Source organism: Mesorhizobium sp. M8A.F.Ca.ET.207.01.1.1, from assembly GCF_004794715.1.
Taxonomy (GTDB): domain Bacteria; phylum Pseudomonadota; class Alphaproteobacteria; order Rhizobiales; family Rhizobiaceae; genus Mesorhizobium.
This window is the reverse complement of record NZ_SRUS01000004.1, coordinates 447,720-467,934: the sequence shown is the minus strand read 5'-3', so window position 1 is coordinate 467,934 and position 20,215 is coordinate 447,720. Positions and strand designations below refer to the sequence as shown.

The following is a 20,215-nucleotide window of genomic DNA, read 5'->3' as shown; positions in this document are numbered from 1 at the left end:
GGGGAGGCATGATGAAACTTGGACTGCTCACCGCACCATTCGCGGAGACTCCGCTCGGCGAGGTCGCCGGCTGGGCAAGCTCCGTCGGCTTCGAGGCCTTGGAAATCGCCTGCTGGCCGAAAACCTCCGGCGCCACCCGCCGCTATGCTGGCACCAGCCATATCGACGCCGCCGGCACCTCGGCCTCGCAGGCGAAAGAGATTGCCGCTTCGCTGGCGGAAAAGAACATGTCCATCTCCGGCCTCGGCTACTACCCCAACCCGCTGCATCCCGATCCCGCCCACCGCGAGGCGGTCATCGGCCATCTGAAGAAGGTGATCGTGCTGGCCGCCAATATGGGCGTGCCGGTCGTCAACACCTTCTGCGGCGGCGATGCCTCCAAAACCGTCGACGTCAACTGGCAGGATGCGCTGAAAGTCTGGCCCGGGATCGTCGCCCATGCACGCGGCCACGGGGTGAAGCTTGCCTTCGAGAACTGCCCGATGATCTTCAGCTATGACGAATGGCCGGGCGGGCACAACATCGCCTATTCGCCGCAAGTCTGGCGCCGCATCCTGGAGAGCTGGGGCGGCGATGTCGGCATGAATTTCGACCCCTCGCACCTGGTCTGGCAGATGATCGACCAGGCCCGCTTCATCAGGGAATTCGGCCCCTACATGCTGCATGTCCACGCCAAGGACCTGATGATTGATCATGATGGTTTGTACGAGCGCGGAATCCTTTCGGCCGGGATAGGCTGGCAGGTGCCGCGCATGCCGGGGCTGGGCGATGTCGACTGGAGCGGTTTCTTCTCCGGCCTCTACCGCACCGGCTATGACGGCTCGGTCATCATCGAGCACGAGGACAGGCGATTTGAAGGCAGCGACGAGCAGGTGAAGCGGGGTTTTCTGCTCGCCCGCGACGTGCTGCGTCCCTTCGTCAAATGACGGCAAGGCGAGCCACTTGACTCCGTTTGTGAGTGGCACGGCTTAACGGGTTGGAACTGAACTGAAAAACAATGTGGAGGAAGACTGAAATGAAGACATATCTGACCATGGTTCCGCTGCTTGCCAGCGCCGCCCTGCTGGCCTCGGTGGCGATCTCGTCCGCCGCCGGCAAATACACGATCGGCATCTCCAACACCGTGCAGGGCAATGGCTGGCGCGAGGAGATGGTGTGCGCCATGAAGGCGCAGGCGCTCGCCTCGGGCGAAGTGACCAAGCTCAACATCGCCCACCGCAACACCGATGCCGCCGGCCAGTTGGAAGACATCCGCAACCTGATCAGCGCCAAGGTCGACGCCATCGTCGTCAACCCCGCCGATCCGGCCGGCATCAAGGCGGGTCTTGAAGAAGCCACCAAGGCCGGCATCGTCGTCGTCGCCGTCGACCAGGCGGTGACCGAGCCGTCGGCCTACATCATCTCCAACAATCAGGAGCAGTACGCCTATCTCGGCGCCAAATGGCTGTTCGGCCAGATGGGCGGCAAGGGCGAGGTGTTCTACATGCGCGGTGCGGCCGGCGCTTCGGCCGACAGCGATCGCGACAAAGGCTTCAAGAAGGCGCTGGCCGAATTCCCCGACGTGAAGGTCGCGCAGGAAGTCTTCACCGGCTGGCAGCAGGACCAGGCCAAGCAGCAGATGCTGTCGTTCCTCGCCACCGGCACGCCAATCAACGGCATCTGGACCTCCGGCATCGACAACGTCATCGTCGACGCGCTGGTCGAATCGCAGGCGCCGCTGGTGCCGGTCGTCGGCGCCGACAATGCCGGCTTCGTCGGCCAGTTGAGCTCGGTCAAGGGCCTCGTCGGTGCCGCCGTCACCAACCCCGGCTCGATCGGCGGTGCCGGCGTGACGCTGGCCCTGCAGATCCTCGACGGCAAGAAGCCGGCCCAGCAGACCGTGCTGGTCGACCCGCAGCTCTGGGACAACGCCACCGACGAAGGCAAGGCCAAGCTGAAGGCCGCCGCCGACCCGTCGCTGAGCCCCGAATGGCCGGTCTCGATCTCGATCCCGGACTGGACGACCTACACCAAGGAGCAGATCGTGGCCTGCAAGGGGCCGGGGGAGTAAGGCTGAGGTTTGCCAACGGACCATCCGTCGGCGCTGCCCCTCACTGTCCTGCCGGACATCTCTCCCCGTAAACGGGGAGAGAGAAGCTGGCCGCAATGCCGGCGACAAGCCCCCCTCTCCCCGTCACTATACGGGGAGAGGATGCCGGCAGGCAGGTGAGGGGCGGCGCCGACATTTCTAATTATTCGACCTCATAAATCGAGAACCAATCAATTTGACCACCAGCCCCCTCCTCGACGCCACGGGCGTCGCCAAGAACTACGGCGCGGTCGCCGCCCTGCGCAATGCGTCGCTGTCCGTCCTGCCGGGCGAGGTGCATGCGTTGATGGGGGCCAACGGCGCCGGCAAGTCGACGCTGGTGAAGATCCTGACCGGCGCGATTTCGGCCAATGCCGGGCGCATCCTGATCCGTGGCGAGGCGCGCGACATACGCTCGCCGGCGGCCGCGCGCCGCGCCGGGCTGTTGCCGGTCTACCAGGAGCCGTCGCTGATCCCCGATCTCGACGTGCTGTCCAATCTGCGGCTCACCGGAACGCCGGTCGAACCGTTCCGCGCCTGGGTGCGCGAACTCGGCATCGCCGACCTCGACCTGCGCGATACCGCGCGCGACATTCCATTGGCCGTGCTGCGCGTGCTTGATCTGGCCCGGGCGCTCGCCGTCGAACCCGACGTGCTGCTGCTCGACGAGATGACCGCGGCGCTGCCCGCCAACCTTGCCGAAAAGGTGCTGGAAGTGGTGCGCCGCCAGGGCGACGCCGGCCGCGCGGTGATCTTCATCTCCCATCGCTTCGTCGAAATCGCAGCCCTTTGCGACCGCGCCACCGTGCTGCGCGACGGCGAGACCGTCGGCGTCGTCGACATCGTGGCGGGCGTCGAGGAAAAGATCGTCGAGCTGATGCTGGGCACCCGCATCGAAAAGGCCAAGGTCGCCGCCCGAAGCGTCAGCGAGAAGGCGGCATCCGCCCCTGCCCGACCGCGCATCACCGTGAAAAACCTGCGCGTCGGCATCAAGCTCAGCGATGTCTCCTTCGATCTCGCCGATGGCGAAGTGGCCGGCGTCGTCGCGCTCGAAGGCCAGGGCCAGGACGAGCTGTTCGCCGCCCTTGCCGGCTCGATCCGGCCGTCCGGCGGCACGATCGAGGTCGACGGCCAGGCAGTAAAATTCTCACACCCGATCGACGCCATCCGCGCCGGCATTGCCTATGTGCCCGGCGACCGTTCCGAGGCGCTCGCCATGCAGCGCTCGGTGCGTGAGAACATTGCGCTTCCCTTCAGCGCCGCCCTGCGCAACTGGGGCCCCATTCATATGCGCAAGGAGCGCGCCACCGTGCAGAGCGCTATCCAGCGCCTGCAGATCGACACCCGCGCCCAGGGCGAGGTGCAGCGCCTGTCCGGCGGCAACCAGCAGAAGGTCACCATCGCGCGCTGGATCGCGGCGGACGCCCGCACCATCCTGTGTTTCGACCCGACACGCGGCATCGATGTCGGCACCAAGCAGGAGATCTATAAATTGCTGCGCGAGCTCGCCGGCCACGGCAAGTCGGTGCTGTTCTACACCTCGGAACTCGAGGAGGTGCAGCGCGTCTGCGACCGCGTCATCGTCATCTTCGGCGGCCGTCTCGTTGACATCTTTCCGGTCGAGGAAGCGGACGAACCGGCGCTGATGCGGGCCGCCTACGGCCTGCCGCGCGGCGCCAAGGCCGATGTCGGCATCCTGGCCGATCCCCAGTCCCCGTCTTCGGGGACGACGCCATGAACCATTTCCTGCGCCGCCAGGGCTGGGTGTCAGGCCTGTTCGCCTTGCTGATCATTCTGTTCATCGTCACAAAACTGATCCAGCCCGGTTATGGCAGCGGCGATTTCGGCTCGCTGGCGCGGGCGGTGCTGCCTTACGCCTTTGCCGTCGCGGCGCAGACCGTCGTCGTCATCGCCGGCGGCATCGACCTCTCGGTCGCCGCCATGATGGCGCTGACCAGCGTCACCGCCGCCTCGATGATGGCGGGCGCCTCCGAGGAATACGCGCTGTTCGTGGTGCCTTTCGTGCTCGCCATGGGTTTTGTGCTGGGTGCCCTCAACGGCCTGCTCATCGTCGTCACCCGCGTGCCCGACATCGTCGTTACGCTCGCCATGCTGTTCGTGCTGCAAGGGGCGGCCCTGCTGGTGCTCGGCGCGCCGGGCGGCGCCGCGGCAGAATGGCTGAAGGCGATGATCTCGGGCACCGTGCCGATACCGGGCCTGCCCGACGCCATCGACGCCTGGCTGCCCAAGGCGCTGCTGGTGCTGGTCATCTGCCTCTGCGTCATCTGGGTCCCGCTCAGGCGCTCGCGCCTCGGCCTTTCCATCTACGCCATCGGCTCGAGCGAGCTGGCGGCGTTCCGCAGCGGCGTGCCTGTCGCCCGCACGCGCATCATCGCCTACGCGCTGTCCGGGCTGTTCGCGGCCATGGGCGGACTGGCGCTGACCATGAGCACCGGCATCGGCGCTCCCATTCCCGGCCCCTATCTGCTCGCCAGCGTCGCCGCCGTGGTGCTGGGCGGCGTCGCGCTCGGCGGCGGCAAGGGCGGCCTGCTCGGCCCCATCGTCGCCGTCTTCGTGCTGCGCCTGGTGCGCACGGACCTGACGCTGCTCGCCATCGACCCCAACGTCACCGCCATCATCGAAGGCCTGATCATGGTCGCCGTGGTGATGTTCGGCGCGTTTATCACGATGCGGGGGCGGCAATGATGGGAGAGAGAAATATAGAGCGTAGCGCTCTACGGCGCCCCCCTCTGGCCTGCCGGCCATCTCCCCCACTTGTGGGGAGATTGGCTGTTGTTGCGGCTTTCGCCAATCTTCAACGTTGCAGAAAAGAGTGGGGCGCCAAAGCGGCCAATCTCCCCCCTTGTGGGGGAGATGTCCGGCAGGACAGAGGGGGGCGCCGTAGAGCGCTACCCTCCCAGAACATCGGACCCACCCCATGAGCACATCAGCGATCACCCCCGTCCCCCTCGGCCGCCGCCTGAAGCGCTTCATGGCCGACCGGCCGCTCATCCCGCTGATCATCCTGCTGGTCATCCTGGTGGTGATCCTGCAGATCCTGCGTCCCGGCATCGTCAACGAGCGCTGGATCGCCAACACCATCAAATTCGCCATTCCGCTGGCGATTCTTGCCGGCTGCCAGACCATGACCATGTTGACCGGCGGCATCGACCTGTCGGTCGGCACGGTGGCGACGATGAGCGCCTTCATCATGGCGACGCAGATCGTCAACCAGGACCCGGCCGTGGCGTTCCTGCTGGCGATGATGCCGGCGGTGCTGATCGGCCTCGTCAACGGCATCGGCGTCGGCGTCTTCCGCGTCCACCCGCTGATCATGACGCTGGGCACCAGCCTGATCGGCACCGGCTGTCTGCAGGTCTATCAGCGCACGGTGATCGCGTCGGGCGCCAAGATCCCCGATTTCCTCGCCTGGCTCGGCACCGGCGTCACCTACGGCTTTCCCAACGCGCTGCTGCTCTTCGTGCCGCTGGCCGCGCTCATCGTCTTCACGCTCGCCCGCACCGGCTTCGGCCGCCTGCTCTACGCCGTCGGCGACAATGAGCGCGCGACCCGCCTCTCCGGCGTACAGTACTGGCAGGTGATCACCGCGCTCTACGTCACCTCAAGCGTGCTCGCCGGCATCACCGGCCTGCTCTATATCGGCCTGATCAAGGCCCCTTCCCTGTCGCTCGCCGAACCGCTGGTGCTGCCTTCGGTGGCGGCGGCCGTCATCGGCGGCACCTCCATCTTCGGCGGCCGCGGCGGCTACACCGGCACCATCATCGGCGCGCTGATCCTCACCGTGCTGACGACGCTCCTGACCATCCTGCAGATGCCGGAGGGGGCTAGAAGGATCTTGTTCGGGTTGATCGTGCTGTTCGTCACGGCGGCCTATTTGCGGATCGTCGAGGAGCGGTGAAAGGATCCCGCGAAGGCCACCGTTTTGGATCATCAAGCAATCCAGTGCCTGCCCACAAGAGATAAGCGGCGAAGGGATCGATTTTGAGAAACTCGCCGCTTCCGTATTTTGCCAACTATATTAGTCCTTGTTGAAGTGTATTGGCGTGATGCCATTGGATACCGCTATTTGTTTTCGGCCAGCGTTCACTTTGAACCATTGATTAACTGCCTATGCTTCATTCTGTGAATCGCATGCACAAGGCATGTGAAACACGAGAGCTTGCTCGATGCGGATCATGCCGGATTTCACCGTTACGATACAGAAGCTGATGTCGGCCAAGAGCGGCTTTGCAGGCGCCAACCAGCCCGCGTTCGCGAAAGCAGGCACGGCGCTGCGGACCGAGCCTCCTGTCATTCGTCCGGGTGCAACAGGTGATGAGGACGACGCCGAATACGATCCGTTCGGCAGCTTTGGCCAGGTCGCTGGGGCGCAGGCGTCTTCACCCATCAGTGCAACGTCCACCACGACGGCACAAGACCGTTATTTGCGCGCGGGCGAAGCCAACTTTGACGAACTCCAAGCGGAGTATACACGCTTCATCGGCTCGATGGTCGAGGCAGACCGCCGACACGAAGATTCCACCGTTGCGCGCAACTTCATCCCCACGGGCGAGACACCGGAAACGGTGATGGCGATGGGAGAATATGACTATATGTGGGCCGTCCAGGACGAGATGGAGGCCGCTGCCGACCGCAGCCCGCAGGCGCAGGCCAACAAGGCGATCAGCAACCAGAGCCTGACCTACGGTGATGCCGGCAGGATGACTTCCGATGCCCTGTTCAGCCTGCAGAAGGCCTTGCCAGCTTTGAACAGCGCCTTGGCGAGTGTCACCCCCGAGGCCATTGAAAAGCGCCTGCAAGGCATCGGCGACGACTCGAAACGCCAGCTTCTCGCGCAGCAACTGGCCAGGAACGATATGCTCTTTGCCAAGAGCAATCTGCGCTACGTCGCCAGGATAGTCAAAGGCATCGAGGGTGGCCCCAACAAGGTGACTGGCGACATCCTGCTCAAGAACGACCAAGGCCAGTACCAGCTGGGCGATTTCTCGATTTCGTTCAAGGGGGAGGTGTTGCTGACCTCCAAGGACAAGTTCAAGGCATTCACCGGCTGAGCCTGTCCGAGGCGCCGGCCGTCTTGACGGCAACCAACCGATCGCTGGAACTATGGCCTAACGCCGGAACAATATCGAAAGAAGTGGAGCTGCCTTCCAACTGCCCGATGGTGGCGCTCGGCGGCCCGATAGCCAAGTTTATCCTCGATATCTAGGACTTCATTGCGACCACGCATGGGGCCTCCTGCAGATCGAGTATCCGGCCGTCCATGACGCGTGCTGTGTCGCGGCGCGCGCCACCCCGAGCGCTTGGAGGGACCGCTTCACTCCGTCCACATCGCCCACCACCGGCTCATCACCCCATCGGAATGGCGAGCGGTCGACGGTGTTATCACCGTCCAGTAAGGGCGGCGTCGTTGCGCACGCAGGCCTCACCAGAAGCCGATGAACGACCTCAATATCGCCGCGGGACCGATCGCCTGCCTGCAGGTCATGCGAAATCCGGCCCGGCCCGTTGCCTCAAGCACGTCGTCGTCGATGTCGCGCAGGATTCTGTGCGCATTGCGCCAGCCGATCCTGGCCAACGCGGCTGCCAGATCCGCCCGCGAGGGGTCAAACAGGCTCTCGTTGGCGCCGGGTCCCCGGACCGGTCGATGTCATTGCTCGAGACAAGCGCGTGGCGTGGAATTGTCACGTCGGTGCTGGCTTCGAACGGCGTGGACAGATCGAGGAAACGGGAAATGGAACTCAGGCAAAGGGCCTGGGTCGCGACGAGTTGCTCATAGCATACGAAATGCACGGGCGTGCCGGTGCGGCGCAGCGCCTCCATAGCAAAGTAGAACTGGTTCCAGTAGTCGGCGGGTGCGCGGAACCTGTATTCCATCTGCGGCCGCGTGAAATCCTGCCTGATTTCGAAAGGCTGGTTCAGGAACGAACCGAAATGTTTGGCCGGCCTCAAAATGCTGTTGTGCCTGGTGAAACGGAACCAGGACAGGAGCTGAGTGATCGGGTCCTTGCTCATGACAATGATGGGCAAGTCGCCATATTGCAGCGCGCGCCCGTTCATCAGGGCCGGAAAGATCCCATGCTTCCAAAAACCCTGGTCAAAGACGACGGGCACGCCGAGATAGGCCTCGACCAGATGTTTTGCGAGATTCGTGCCCGATTTCGGCGTCCCCATGATGCGGATCCGGGCGACAGTGCCGCCGGCCTGCGTCCGCGATCCACCGGGACCTGGGCTAGTCATCGGCCCTCACAGCGCCAGGCTGCCCTGCTCCGCCGCCTCGGCGTTGGGGTCGCCCGGCGCGGTGGCCCAGGCGAGTTCGACCAGCGTCACCGTGCGCTTTCCCGTGCCATCGAGCTGGCAGACGATGAGGCCCTGCTCCTCGATATAGGTCAGCAGCCGCCGGGCCCGGCGCATGGAGTGCGACCCATAGGCGCGGGCGATCGCGCCATCGCTCGGGCACGGCCAGCCCTCCTTCGCCGCGCGCGCGATCATCATGAACACGCCCTGCATGTCCTCTGGCAGCAGTGAGGCGCGCACCGAAACATCCCGCCACGCGTCATCCTCGGCCATGTCGGACCCCACCCCGGCACGGGCGCGTGTCAGCATGCGGCGAAATTCCTGGAGATCGGGTATGACCGAAGCCAGTCCCTCGATGCGGCAGCGCACGACGAATTCCTGGTAGAGGACGCCGATGACGCGAAATCCCGCATCGGGTTCGGCCAGGATGGCGCGCAGGATGCGGTCCATCCGCTCGCGCCGTTCGGCCAGATCCTCGGCGCTGGGCGCGGGCTCGGCCGGTTCGGGCCGAATGTCGCGCGGCGCCGATTTCGCCGCCATCAGCTGCTCCAGCAGATCCGGCGACGCCACCCGGCGCGGCGCGCGCATCGTCTCGGGCGGCGGGGCGGCCAGGATGATCGCGCGGGCGTCCTCGAGAGCGGATTCCGGCATCGCCATCAGCCTGGGCGTGCCGTTGCGCGGGCTGGTGTCGGTCGGACCGATGCGCAGGCCAAGCGGGCGGCGCGACAGCGCCGGCCCCAGCGCCATGAACTGTCCGCGCTCCAGGTCGCGAAAGGCCTCCGCTTGCCGCCGCTCCATGCCGAGCAGATCGGCGGCGCGCGCCATGTCGATATCGAGGAAGGTGCGGCCCATGAGGAAGTTGGAGGCTTCCGCCGCGACGTTCTTGGCGAGCTTGGCCAGCCGCTGCGTGGCGATGATGCCGGCAAGCCCGCGCTTGCGGCCACGGCACATCAGATTGGTCATGGCGCCGAGCGAGAGTTTTCGCGCTTCGTCGGAAACCTCGCCGGCCACCGCCGGCGCGAACAGCTGCGCCTCGTCGACCACCACCAGCATCGGGTACCAATGGTCGCGCGCGACCTCGAACAGCCCGCCAAGGAAGGCAGCGGCGCGTCGCATCTGGTTCTCGGCGTCGAGCCCTTCGAGGTTGAGCACGGTTGAAACACGGTGGATGCGCGCCCGCTCGCCGGCTGCCTGCAGGCCGCGCTCGGTGTGCTCCTCGGCATCGATCACCAGATGGCCGTAACGCTCGCCCAGCGAGACGAAGTCACCTTCCGGATCGATGATGGTCTGCTGCACCCAGGGCGCGCTCTGTTCGAGCAGGCGCCGCAACAGATGCGACTTGCCGGAGCCCGAATTGCCCTGCACCAGCAGGCGGGTCGCCAGCAGCTCCTCGAGATCGAGCTTCGCCGGAGCGCCCGCCGTCGTGTGTCCCATCTCGATCGCAACGGTCATGCCAGACTCATCGGCTCCTTCGCAGACGGGCTTATCAACCCGATCGCGGCCCGTCGAGCCGCGCAGGCCAAGCGATTCGCGTTGCGCACAGCGGAGACAATGATGACGTGGCCACCATGGACGGCCGCAAACCGGCGCGCCGCCTGCCGGTTACTGCCTCGGGCCTGTGGATAGTAACCCCCTGTTCACCATGGGCCGGCGTTCCGATTGCGGGCACCAGGCATCCGCCTAACCTGACCCTGCATCGTGCCCCAACGTGATGCACCCAACGCCCCAAATGGCGGCCGGCGTCTTCAAGTTCCTCTGTGTATGCGCCGGTCGTCAGTTCTGTCCGTCACCTCATCGCATCCTGCCGTGGCACCGGCGGCAAATGCGGTGCGGCCAGTCCCTTGAAGGGATCACGCCAGGCTTCGACGGCTTCGAGCCGGCGATACCAGCGGGCAAGAGCGGGATAATCACCGAGCGGCAGCCCGGCGACGTCGTTGAACGGCAGGAACGTCGCCATGCGGAAGTCGGCATAGGAGACCGAGTTGCCGACCAGCCATTGCCTACCGACAAGCGCTGTCTCCAGGATCGCCGCCGTCGCTTGAAAAAGCTTCAGCCCCTCCTCGACCAACTGATGATCGATTGGGCCCAGCCCGTAGCGCTGCTTGGTGCCGCGCTCGAAATGCACCATGTCGCAGGCCCGCGCGAATTCTCCTTGCCCCAGCTCAGCCAGCGGATCATGTCGGGCTCATCCTCACCGCCGCGCCAGAAATCCGAACCCATGTCGCGCGACAACCGGCAGGCTATGGCGTCGGCCTCCCACAGGCTGCCGCCCGGCCACGCCAGTATTGGAAGGGAAAGATTGGGATTGAGCGGCCGGAACCGCTCCGCTTGCCCCGGCGCGAACGGCGATGCGAATTCGAAGGTCAGCCTCGCCCCGAGATGACGCGCCACCGCGACCGCCAGGCGCGGATTGGGATTGCGGCTGAAGAACAGTTTTGTTTCCACCCCAGCCGGCATCGCCTCGCCCCTGTCACTCATGAATGCCTCTCCTTGTCCCCGGCGACCACCGTCAGATCAAGGACGGATGCGGCTGGCGCAATCCGACAAATCATACATCCCACGGGAGCGGGAGGAACGAGCAGCCATCGAAACAGGATGGGTTGGGCAAAGTTTGGGTTGACCGTCTCCGATGGCGAGGCGACACTTCATCCCGCAGCAAGGCAGGAGGAAGAACGATGGATGAGCCCGACCGCTGGCGCCACATGTCCAGCGCGCCGAAAGACGGCAGCCGGATCCTCGTTACGGTCCGCCCATCCGAACAGGGGCCAGCGGAAGTCGACCTTGCCTACTGGTCACGCGCTGATCAATTCGGTGAGGAAGGCTGGCGCGCTTCCGATTCCTCGCCTGGCCGCGTCGTCGAATATGCCGAGCCGGAGCTGAAATGCTGGATGCCGATGCCCTCGGCCAATCTCAGCCGGGGCGCCTCGATGCCGGCGCCCTGGGAAGGCGACGACGCGCAACAGCTGGACGGCTCGGGGATTTAGCGCTCTTCCTCCCCTCTGCGATTGGCGAAATCGCCGAAACCGCCAATCTCCCCCCTCGTGGGGGAGATGTCCGGCAGGACAGAGGGGGGCGCCGTAGAGCGCCAACCTCAATCACAATCGAAACTGCCATGCCTCATACGCCATTGCCGCCGCAGAACCGAGCGAATGCTCGATCGATGCGCAAAGTCATGACCGACGCGGAGTTGAAGCTCTGGAATGAACTTCGCGCGCATCGGCCGATGGGGCTTGGCTTTCGAAGACAATTTCCGATTGCCGGCTATATCGCCGACTTTGCGTGCCCGCAGAAGAAGCTCGTCGTCGAACTCGATGGATCGCAGCATGGTGATGCAGATCTTGCAGTCAACGACACTGCAGGACGAGGCGTCTGGAGCAGGACGGCTGGTCCGTGCTCCGGTTTTGGAATGACGATGTCATCCGCGACATCGACAATGTCAGCCAGCATATTGTCATCATGGCGGGTTTGGGTGGTATCGAATGAAAGGCTGGCGGGACAGCGCCCCCCTCTGCCCTGCCGGGCATCTCCCCCACGAGGGGGGAGATTGGCAGCTTCGACGCCAGCTTTAAAACAAGAACGCCGCCGTCGCCGGGTTCGGACCGCCGCGGCCGTCGGCCGAATCCATGCCCGCGATTGTCTTCAGGTCCTGCGCGTCCAGTTCGAAATCGAAGACGTCGAAATTGGCGGCGATGCGATCCTGGCGGATCGATTTCGGGATGACGATCAGCCCCTGCTGGAGATGCCAGCGGATCATGGTCTGCGCGGCGGATTTCCCATGCTTCTTGGCAATGCCCGCAATGGTCGGGTCGCCGAGCAGCTTGCCGCTGCCCAGCGGGCTCCAGCTTTCCGTATGGATGTCGTGTTTGGCATGGAATTCCCTGAGCGCGCGCTGCTGGAAACGCGGATGCAGTTCCACCTGGTTGACGCTTGGCACCACGCCCGTCTCGCCGATGATGCGCTCCAGATGATCAGGATTGAAATTCGAGACGCCGATCGACTTGATGCGGCCGGCCTGCTTCAACTCGACGAGCGTCTTCCAGGCCTCGACATATTTGTCCTGGCTGGCCACCGGCCAATGGATCAGGAACAGGTCGAGCTGCTCGACGCCGAGCTTCTTCATCGTGTCGTCGAAGGCGCGCAGCGCCGTATCGCGCTGGTGGGCGCCGTTGCGCAGCTTCGAGGTGATGAACAGCTCTGCTGCCGGCACGCCGGCGGCGCGGATCGCCTCGCCGACCCCTTCCTCGTTCTGGTAGCCCTCGGCGGTATCGATCAGCCGGTAGCCGGCCTCGATCGCCCAGCCCACCACTTGCGCGGTGATGTCGTGATCGACCTGCCACACGCCAAGGCCAAGCTGGGGAATGGCGGCGCCGTCGTTCAACGTGATCTGTTGGGGCATGGTCTGGTCCTTTTGCGGGGGGATGGTCCAGCCTATCTAGGCTCGACACCGCGCAACGGCCAGTCGCCGGGGGAAAATTCGCCGGGGGAAAATTCGTGTCCCTTCACCTCGGCCGGCGCACCGCCCTCACCACGCCGGCGTTTCCGCTGCCGCAGAAGAGGCGGTCGCCGCCATCGGATTCCAGTCCCGAGACGCCCATGCCGGCAGGCATGTCGAGCTTCTCCAGAACCTTGCCCGTTTGCGGGTCGACGCGGCGCAGATCGCTCTCGTCGCCCTCCCAGGTGGCGTGCCACAATTCGCCGTCGACCCAGGTCACCCCTGTGACGAAACGGTTGGATTCGATGGTGCGCAGGATTTTTCCGGTCTCGGGATCGATCTGGTGGATCTTGCGCTCCCGGTGCTGCCCCACCCACAGCGTGCCCTCGGCCCAGGTCAGCCCGGAATCGCCGCCATTGCCGGGTGCCGGAATGGTGGAAAGCACCTCGCCGGTATCGGGATCGATCTTCTGGATGCGGTCCTTGGCGAGCTGGAAAAAATGCCGGCCGTCATAGGCGGTGCCGGCATGCGCCGCGACATCGATCGAACGCAACGCCTGTCCGCTCTCCGGATCGAAGGCATTCAGCCTGTCGCCCGAGGCGAACCAGACGTTCTTGCCGTCAAAGCTCACCCCGGCCACCGTCTTGGCGCCGGGAAAAGGTCCGTATTCCCTCAGGATTTCGGCCGCCGAATGCTTCATGTCTTTGTCCTCGATGGTGGTCGACATCCCGCTGACGTCTGGGATCATGTTCCAAGGTGGGTCGAGAGTCTGAATATCAATGCACCTTAGCCATCTGGCAGCGGCGCGGGGAGTAACAAGGTGGTCGTGAATCCCGCCACCGGCGGCGTCATCCAGCGGCGCGCCCGGCCATGGCCGAAGGACTGCACCTTGCCGGCCTCGGCAAGCGGCTCGAGCGCCCGCTGCACGCTGCGCTGGCCGGTTCCGAGCGCCAGCGCCAGGGCCGAACTCGACCAGGCCTCGCCGTCGGCGAGCAAGGCAAGCACGGCCGCGTGCCGCTCCTCCATCGGCCGCGCCAGCACCATCACCGCGTGCGCCTGGCGCGGCGCCAGCGTGAAGCCATGTTTGGTGGCGCTGATGCCGGCCAGTGGGCGAAGCTCGGCGCGCAGCCGCCCGATCTCGACGCGCAGGCGCGCGCGATGCGATTCATCGGCATGCCTGCCGCCGAAGGCCCGCGCCACGAGTTCCCCCCGCGACACGTCCCCTGGCCAGGCTTCGGCGAGCGTCCGCGCCAGGGCGAACAGCACAGGCCGGCTCGCCAGCGAGATCGTGACCCCGCCGCCGCGCAGGGCGTAGCGGAAGGCATCGACGATCAGCGCCGGCGATCCCTGCAACGCCTCGACCTCCTCGAGCAGCACCGGCAGCTCCCTGCCCTGCGTGATCAGCCGCGCCGCGGGCGTCTCCAGCGCCTGGCTTGCGCTCTCGACCTCCGCGATGAGGCCGGGAATGCCGGCTATGTGGGCGGCATGGCGCGCCCATTCCAGCGCCGCGCGCGCCGGCCTGGTCCGCAGGCGCCGCATGGCGATGCCGGCGACGGCAAGCTCGTGCGCGGCCCTGGCCGCCGGCGGAAGCGGCGCCGGGTCGAGCCCGGCCAGCACATGCTCGGCCTCGTCGAGGCGGCCGATCAAGAGCAGCCGCCGCACCTTGAGGTGGCCGGCATGCGCCGCGTTCAACCGGTCGCCATGCTTTTCCAGTGCCGCGCGGGCCGCGTCGAGCGCCTTGGCCGGCCAGCCGAGATCACGCGAGACCAGCGCGATCTCGGCCTCGGCGACGACGCAGCGGGCGCGCGCGACGGCCTCTTTCGGGTTGAACGCGCGCGCGGCCCGCCGCAACAACAGCTTAGCGCGATCGAAGTCGCCGAGCTGCGCCATGGCGATGCCGCGCAGCGCCAGCGCCGGCGCATCCTCGCGCAGGGCGACGCGGTCGAGCGCGCCGAGCGCATCGCCCGAAGCCAGCGCCAGCGCCGCCGCGTTGATCAGCGAGTCCATTCAAATCCCGTCACACTTGTAACTCCCACCTCGGCGCGGCGCTGCCCTACCTTAAGTCAGTACCGTCAACCAGCAAGTCGTGCCGGCAATGACGGCACGCAAGGGAGAACCAGAAAATGCCTGCCTCCACCGACCTCGACCTCGCCACGGCGAATGATCCGGCCAAGCACGCCGCACGCCACCCCTGCTGCGCCGGGCCGGAACTCGCGGATTTCGCCGCGCCCGCAACGCCCCGACATTCCCAGGCAACACCACACCGCAACGACGCCACGACTGGCAAAGGAGAAGACCAATGAACATGACGATGAAGATGCCACCGATCGTTTCACGGCAAGACTGGGAAGCCGCTCACAAAGCGATGTTGGTGAAGGAGAAGGCGACGATGCGCGCCAGGGATGCGCTATCGGCCGAACGCCGCCGCATGCCGTGGACGGAAGTGGACAAGGCCTATGTTTTCGATGGCCCCGACGGCAAGGTCAGCCTGCTCGACCTGTTCGAAGGCCGCCGCCAGTTGATCGTCTACCGCGCCTTCTTCGAGCCCGGCGTCTATGGCTGGCCCGATCACGCTTGCCGCGGCTGCTCGCTCGGCGCCGACCAGGTCGGTCACCTCGCCCATCTCAACGCCCGCAACACCACGCTCGCCTACGCTTCGCGCGCCCCGCAGGCCGACATTGCACGGCTGAAGCAGCGGATGGGCTGGGAGATTCCCTGGTACACCATCACCGACAGCTTCGACAAAGACTTCGGCGTCGACGAATGGCACGGCCACAACGTGTTCATTCATGATGGCGACCGCATCTTCCGCACCTATTTCATCAACAACCGCGGCGACGAGGCGTTGGGTACTGTCTGGAGCTATCTCGACGTCACCCCGCTCGGTCGCCAGGAGACCTGGGAGGACTCGCCCGAAGGCTACCCGCAGACCCCGCTCTACAGCTGGTGGAACTGGCACGACAATTACGAAGCTGGGGCCGACAAGAAATGGGCCGAAGTGTCAGCCGCCGGCGAGGCCGCGTTCCGCGACAAGAGCGAGTAGCAGCGCTTGGCGGGAAAGGGTGGCACGCCCCATCCTGCCTGGTTTCCTCTCCCTCGCGGAGCGGGGGAGAGGAACCCAACTCCTTGCCAACCATCAAGGGAAAAGACCATGAGCGACATTCATTCCGGCTCCGGAAGCGCGACCCCCGAAAACACCGCCACCCCCGGCATCGCCGACTGGCTGTGCCTCGCCGCGGCGCCGACCTTCGCCCTGATGGCGCTGGTCTCCTTTCTTCAGGGCAGTGGCGCCGCAATGCTGTGCATGGGCGCCTCGCCTCTTACCGGCATGCCGGCAATGTATCTCCTGATGAGCGCCTTCCATCTGACGCCCTGGCTGCGAGTGGTTTCCGGCCGGCGGGCCCGGTAGCGGCCGCCGCCCTGTAGCCCGACACAGGGCGGAGAGAGACAGGGCCTCGGACCTGTCAGAGGGTCGGTTCATGCTGGTAAAGCTCATCCATGCTGAGCGACGCCAGCGCCGCGAATGGGGCCTGCTTCTTCACACGGCCGCCGCTCAGGATCACCACGTCATCGCAGAACGAGATGGTGCTGTGGTGATGGCTGATCACGAGGGTCGTGCGGCGGCCGGCTCTCGACTTCAACGTCTCGACGATCGCCGCTTCCGACAGTCCGTCCACGGCATTCGTGGCTTCGTCCAGGATGAGCAGATCAGGATCGCGCACCAGCGCCCTCGCCAAGGCGATCCGCTGCCTTTGTCCCGCTGACAGATTGACACCCCTGTAGCCGACGACGGTATCGTAGCCCTGGGGCAGATGTTCAATGAACTCATGCGCTTCGGCCAGTCTCGCGGCACGCTCGGCATCGCTGCTCGTGGCGCCATCCTGGCCGTAGGTTATGTTCTCGGAAATGGTGCCGTCCACCAGTTCCAGCTCCTGGCTGGCAAGCGCGACGTGCTTTCGCCACTGGCTGGGGTCGATCCGGTCGAGCGGCGATCCATCGACAAGAATCCCCCCGGAGCTCGGCTCGACAAAGCGGCACAGGAGATTGACGATCGTCGTCTTGCCCGCGCCCGACCGGCCGATGAGCGCCGTCGAGCGGCCGCTTCGGATATCGAAAGTCGCCGAATGCAGCGCCGCCGCGCGTGCGTCCGTGCCGGAATAGGTAAATGCCACGTCGTCGAAGCTGATCCCTTGCCGCAAACCGTGGAATGGCCCGTCGCCTTGCGGAGGCTTGGGCTTGTCCGCCGGATCCAGCATCCAATCGACCTCTTCGAGCGACCCGCTCAAGCCTTGCAGCTGGCTCCACGACATTTGCAAAGCCCGCATATGCGGCTGCAGCCGGTAGAGCAGGATGACGAATGCGACGATCAGCGGGAAGCTCACATTGGCGAACCATGCGCCGATCACCACCGCAAGGAACAGCATCGCATGGAGAACCTCGGTCAGCGGTGGCAACGCCCCCTGCCGGGTAAGCAGGACGAAAGCAGCCCGGCGCACCGCGTCCGATGCCTGGTCGAACACCGCTTGCTCGCGGCTCTCCTGTCCGAAGATACGGATCAGGCGCCCGGCATGGACAAGGTGCAGCATCTGCGATGCGAGATCGCTGTTGCGGGAGGCGACGCTGCGGCTGGGCGCTTTCAGATTGGCCGAGAGAACGGCATGGACGACCTGGATGAGGGCCAGGCCCAATGTGACCAACAGTGTCATCTGCCACGACAGCAGGAGCAGGAACGCCAGCAGGATGATGGCCGCCGATGCGCTGACGATGGCCGACAGCATGATCTGGATCGCATCCGATGCCCGCCAGGATTCGTTCGAGATGATGTTGAGCAGCCGTCCGGGACTTTGCTGCAGGAAGAACGGGTAACCTATCCTGAGGAGCTGCTCCGACAGCGCGCTGCGGATCGAATGGCTTGCCTTGCCGTAAATGAAGGTGGTGAGCAGCGTGTTCGCGAATGCGAACACGTTCTTCAGGATGATCGAGCCGAGGATGGCGACCGAAATGACGATCAGCCGGTCGCGCTCGTCCAGGCCCGATCCGAAATACTGAAAGACGGCGGACAAGCCGGCCATTCCGGCCGCATCCGCGTGTCCCATGATTATGCCCAGCAAGGGGATGATCAAGCCTATGCCGAACCCTTCGAGGGCGGCGCCGACAAGACCAAGAACCACCACGGCCGGAAGCAGTCGCAACTGCTTCGTTCCGAGCGCGCGGCCCAGCATCGGCAAGCTTGGCGGCAAAAATCGCATTATGGCCTGTCACCTCGCCTGGGCATCTGCCTGCCGATCCTGCGGCACTTGCACTTCTTCCGGCCATCTTGCCAGCAAAAGAACCGCAAATCTGGCCGCGCCGGTCAGATTCATGACGACGATCGGCCAATGCGACAGCTGGAGTTCGCGGTCGAACCGCGGACCACCCGCCAACTCCCGCAAAGCCCCTCTCGTGGCCCAATAGAAATGGCGAAGCAGCCAGGGCGCATGGCGGACATGTTTCAGGCAAAGGGCGCCATTGCCGAAGCTGTAGTCGCGGTGGAGCTTTTCGATCGATTTGCGGTCTCGCCGGCCATGATGATGGAAAACTGTCATATCGGGCACATATTCGACCGGGATGCCGAGCAGCATCGCTCGAACAAGGTAATCCGTGTCTTCCGCTGACCGCAGCGGGCCGCCGGCGCCGAACCGTTCGTCGAAATGACCGATACGGGCCGCGACATCGCGGTGCATCACCATGTTGCAGCCAAGCACGAAGCCGCCCGGATGAACATCGGGGGTGAGCCGCTCGCGCACCCGCGAGCGCTTGATCGTGAACGGCAAATCCCTGGGATCGCCGAGTTCGACGCAGCCGCCACGGATGAGCCATTGTTCGCCGGAAGCATAGTGTCGTTCCAGATCGCGGAGGTAATCGCCATCGATCTCGCAATCATCATCGACGAAGACCAGGACGCGGCCGCGCGCGCGCGCCACACCGGCGTTGCGGGCGGCGGCCAATCCGGGGCGCGGCTCGCGCACGGCTGTGAACGGGATATCGGATATTTCGGCGATGCCGGCCAGGCGCTCCGCCGTGCGGTCGACCGAACCATTGTCGACGACCACGAGTTCGGCCGCGAAGCCGGCATGGGCGCGGCACGCGCTTTGGACCGACCTGATGCAAGCCTCGAGCACGGCGACACGGTTGCGCGTGCATATGATGAAGCTGACCGCCGGCGGCGACCGCTCGGGCCGGGGATCGACGGGGACAAGCTCCGTCCGGCGATCGCGCTGCGTGGGTGGGCGGGCTTTGACGGTCATCCCTGCCGCTAGCTCAACTGATGGGACGCCAGGACCGCCGCGGCAGGCGCGGATTTCAGGTACCGCGCCACGGCGTCCGCCTGGCGGCCGGCCGACATCGAGACGAGACTGAACCATGGCGCGTAGGCGGCGGGACGCAACGCGTACTTTTCGCGGCGTCGAATGAAATTCCATTTCGCGGTCCGCGTCAGGAATTCGTGCGTCAGCGGAGGTTGCATTTCGTCGCCTATCAGTTGGTAGAGGAAATAGAACAGGTTCAACGCGCCGGCCGCAAAACTCGGCCGCGTTTCCGTCGGCAGCGCGGAGATCCTTGCCTCGAGTGCAAGAATGAACGCCGCAGCCCGGCGAACCGTGTCGGTCGAAACGGCCTCGCCGATGTCGCGCAGATCGCGCGTATCCTGTGCCAGGCCTTCCCGCTCGAGGTTCTCGGCCACGATCGTCAGATGTGTCCGGCGCATCTCCTTCCTGTGCCTGCTCGTTACGCTCCCGTCATGGATACGGTAGACGATCAGGTTTTCGGGGATCATCGCCGCCGGGTAACGATCGGCGAGCCGCCTGAAGAGGTCGAAATCCTCGGCATGTTTGTATTTCGGGTCGTAGAATAGAACGTCGTCCTTTATGACTTTCCGGTTGTATACAACCGTGGAGTGCATGAATATCGTGAAGAACATCGACAATATACGGAGCTGGCCGAACCGGAAGACCGGATCGGGTGTACCCTTGGCGACGCGGTTGCGAAGCAAGGTATCGAAGCCGGCGCCACACAGAGCGAGATCGGGCTGCCGGTCGAACAGCGCCACCTGGCGCGACAGGCGTGACGGATAGGCGATATCGTCCGCGTCCATCCTGGCGATAAGGTCGCCCCGAGCGACAGCCAAACCCTCGTTGAGGGTTGCGATGAGGCCCCGGTTTTCGCGGGAGATGATGGAGATCCGATTGTCGGCCTGCCGGTGCCGCTGCAGGATTTGCAGGGAGTTGTCCGTCGAGCCGTCGTCGATCGCAATGACCTCCAGGCGATCGTGGTCCTGCCGCAGGATGCTGCCGAGCGCGGTGCTGAGATAGGGTCCCGCGTTGTAGACCGGCAGCAGAACGGATACCAAGGGAGCGGCCATG

Annotated in this window: 17 protein-coding genes and 3 pseudogenes; 11 read left to right on the top strand and 9 right to left on the bottom strand. The window is 65.0% G+C overall.

What is annotated here, in order from left to right; translation table 11 throughout:
• Positions 1-11 precede the first annotated feature (11 nt).
• From EN850_RS14555 to EN850_RS14515, 7 genes and pseudogenes are all read left to right on the top strand, one after another.
• A complete protein-coding gene (locus EN850_RS14555) occupies positions 12-926 on the top strand; it encodes a sugar phosphate isomerase/epimerase (protein WP_136091603.1) in 915 nt (304 codons plus the stop codon).
• Between the two features lie 89 nt (positions 927-1,015).
• Positions 1,016-2,050, top strand: coding sequence for an ABC transporter substrate-binding protein (locus tag EN850_RS14550; RefSeq protein WP_127870344.1), 1,035 nt, complete (start codon positions 1,016-1,018; stop codon positions 2,048-2,050).
• Between the two features lie 214 nt (positions 2,051-2,264).
• Positions 2,265-3,806, top strand: coding sequence for a sugar ABC transporter ATP-binding protein (locus EN850_RS14545; protein WP_136091602.1), 1,542 nt, complete (start codon positions 2,265-2,267; stop codon positions 3,804-3,806).
• The gene (locus EN850_RS14540) at positions 3,803-4,774 is read left to right on the top strand and encodes an ABC transporter permease (RefSeq protein WP_136091601.1); all 972 of its coding nucleotides are present in this window, start codon (positions 3,803-3,805) and stop codon (positions 4,772-4,774) included. Before EN850_RS14545 ends, EN850_RS14540 begins: the two co-directional genes overlap by 4 nt.
• Positions 4,775-5,006: 232 nt before the next feature.
• Entirely contained in the window at positions 5,007-5,987 is a 981-nt protein-coding gene (locus tag EN850_RS14530) for an ABC transporter permease (RefSeq protein WP_135916769.1), read from the top strand.
• 277 nt (positions 5,988-6,264) lie between these two features.
• Positions 6,265-7,140 carry a hypothetical protein gene (locus EN850_RS14525; protein ID WP_136091600.1) on the top strand — a complete coding sequence of 292 codons (876 nt, stop codon included), beginning with the start codon at positions 6,265-6,267 and terminating at the stop codon, positions 7,138-7,140.
• A gap of 237 nt (positions 7,141-7,377) precedes the next feature.
• A pseudogene (locus EN850_RS14515) lies at positions 7,378-7,485 on the top strand (protein usg); the annotation flags it as partial.
• An 85-nt stretch (positions 7,486-7,570) separates the two neighbouring features.
• On the opposite strand, the gene EN850_RS14510 reads toward EN850_RS14515, so the two are convergent.
• From EN850_RS14510 to EN850_RS14500, 3 genes and pseudogenes are all read right to left on the bottom strand, one after another.
• Complete coding sequence (locus EN850_RS14510; protein WP_145973017.1) at positions 7,571-8,200, bottom strand: hypothetical protein; 630 nt, start codon at positions 8,198-8,200, stop codon at positions 7,571-7,573.
• A gap of 132 nt (positions 8,201-8,332) precedes the next feature.
• Entirely contained in the window at positions 8,333-9,835 is a 1,503-nt protein-coding gene (locus EN850_RS14505; RefSeq protein WP_127279059.1) for an ATP-binding protein, read from the bottom strand.
• A gap of 334 nt (positions 9,836-10,169) precedes the next feature.
• A pseudogene (locus tag EN850_RS14500) lies at positions 10,170-10,861 on the bottom strand (glutathione S-transferase family protein).
• Between the two features lie 197 nt (positions 10,862-11,058).
• On the opposite strand from EN850_RS14500, the gene EN850_RS14495 reads away from it, so the two are divergent.
• Both EN850_RS14495 and EN850_RS14490 read left to right on the top strand, forming a co-directional pair.
• Positions 11,059-11,367 (top strand): hypothetical protein, encoded by a 309-nt coding sequence (locus EN850_RS14495; protein WP_027146346.1) that lies wholly within the window; start codon positions 11,059-11,061, stop codon positions 11,365-11,367.
• A gap of 128 nt (positions 11,368-11,495) precedes the next feature.
• A pseudogene (locus tag EN850_RS14490) lies at positions 11,496-11,866 on the top strand (endonuclease domain-containing protein).
• A gap of 82 nt (positions 11,867-11,948) precedes the next feature.
• On the opposite strand, the gene EN850_RS14485 reads toward EN850_RS14490, so the two are convergent.
• From EN850_RS14485 to EN850_RS14475, 3 genes are all read right to left on the bottom strand, one after another.
• Complete coding sequence (locus EN850_RS14485; protein WP_136091598.1) at positions 11,949-12,779, bottom strand: aldo/keto reductase; 831 nt, start codon at positions 12,777-12,779, stop codon at positions 11,949-11,951.
• Positions 12,780-12,882: 103 nt separating this feature from the next.
• Entirely contained in the window at positions 12,883-13,515 is a 633-nt protein-coding gene (locus EN850_RS14480; protein WP_127279056.1) for a PQQ-binding-like beta-propeller repeat protein, read from the bottom strand.
• A gap of 86 nt (positions 13,516-13,601) precedes the next feature.
• Positions 13,602-14,822 (bottom strand): helix-turn-helix domain-containing protein, encoded by a 1,221-nt coding sequence (locus tag EN850_RS14475; RefSeq protein ID WP_136091597.1) that lies wholly within the window; start codon positions 14,820-14,822, stop codon positions 13,602-13,604.
• 292 nt (positions 14,823-15,114) lie between these two features.
• Here EN850_RS14475 and EN850_RS14470 point away from each other — a divergent pair, with 292 nt between their 5' ends.
• Together EN850_RS14470 and EN850_RS14465 are read left to right on the top strand one after the other, a co-directional pair.
• Positions 15,115-15,858 carry a thioredoxin family protein gene (locus tag EN850_RS14470; RefSeq protein ID WP_127280553.1) on the top strand — a complete coding sequence of 248 codons (744 nt, stop codon included), beginning with the start codon at positions 15,115-15,117 and terminating at the stop codon, positions 15,856-15,858.
• A gap of 108 nt (positions 15,859-15,966) precedes the next feature.
• Entirely contained in the window at positions 15,967-16,224 is a 258-nt protein-coding gene (locus tag EN850_RS14465) for a hypothetical protein (protein WP_136091596.1), read from the top strand.
• A 55-nt stretch (positions 16,225-16,279) separates the two neighbouring features.
• On the opposite strand, the gene EN850_RS14460 is transcribed toward EN850_RS14465, so the two are convergent.
• The 3 genes from EN850_RS14460 to EN850_RS14450 are packed head-to-tail and all read right to left on the bottom strand — an operon-like array spanning position 16,280 to position 20,214.
• Positions 16,280-18,067, bottom strand: a complete 1,788-nt coding sequence (locus tag EN850_RS14460; protein WP_189521969.1) for an ABC transporter ATP-binding protein — start codon at positions 18,065-18,067, stop codon at positions 16,280-16,282.
• A gap of 6 nt (positions 18,068-18,073) precedes the next feature.
• Positions 18,074-19,102 (bottom strand): glycosyltransferase, encoded by a 1,029-nt coding sequence (locus tag EN850_RS14455; protein WP_136091595.1) that lies wholly within the window; start codon positions 19,100-19,102, stop codon positions 18,074-18,076.
• An 8-nt stretch (positions 19,103-19,110) separates the two neighbouring features.
• The gene (locus tag EN850_RS14450) at positions 19,111-20,214 is read right to left on the bottom strand and encodes a glycosyltransferase family 2 protein (RefSeq protein WP_127870329.1); all 1,104 of its coding nucleotides are present in this window, start codon (positions 20,212-20,214) and stop codon (positions 19,111-19,113) included.
• Position 20,215: the final 1 nt, after the last annotated feature.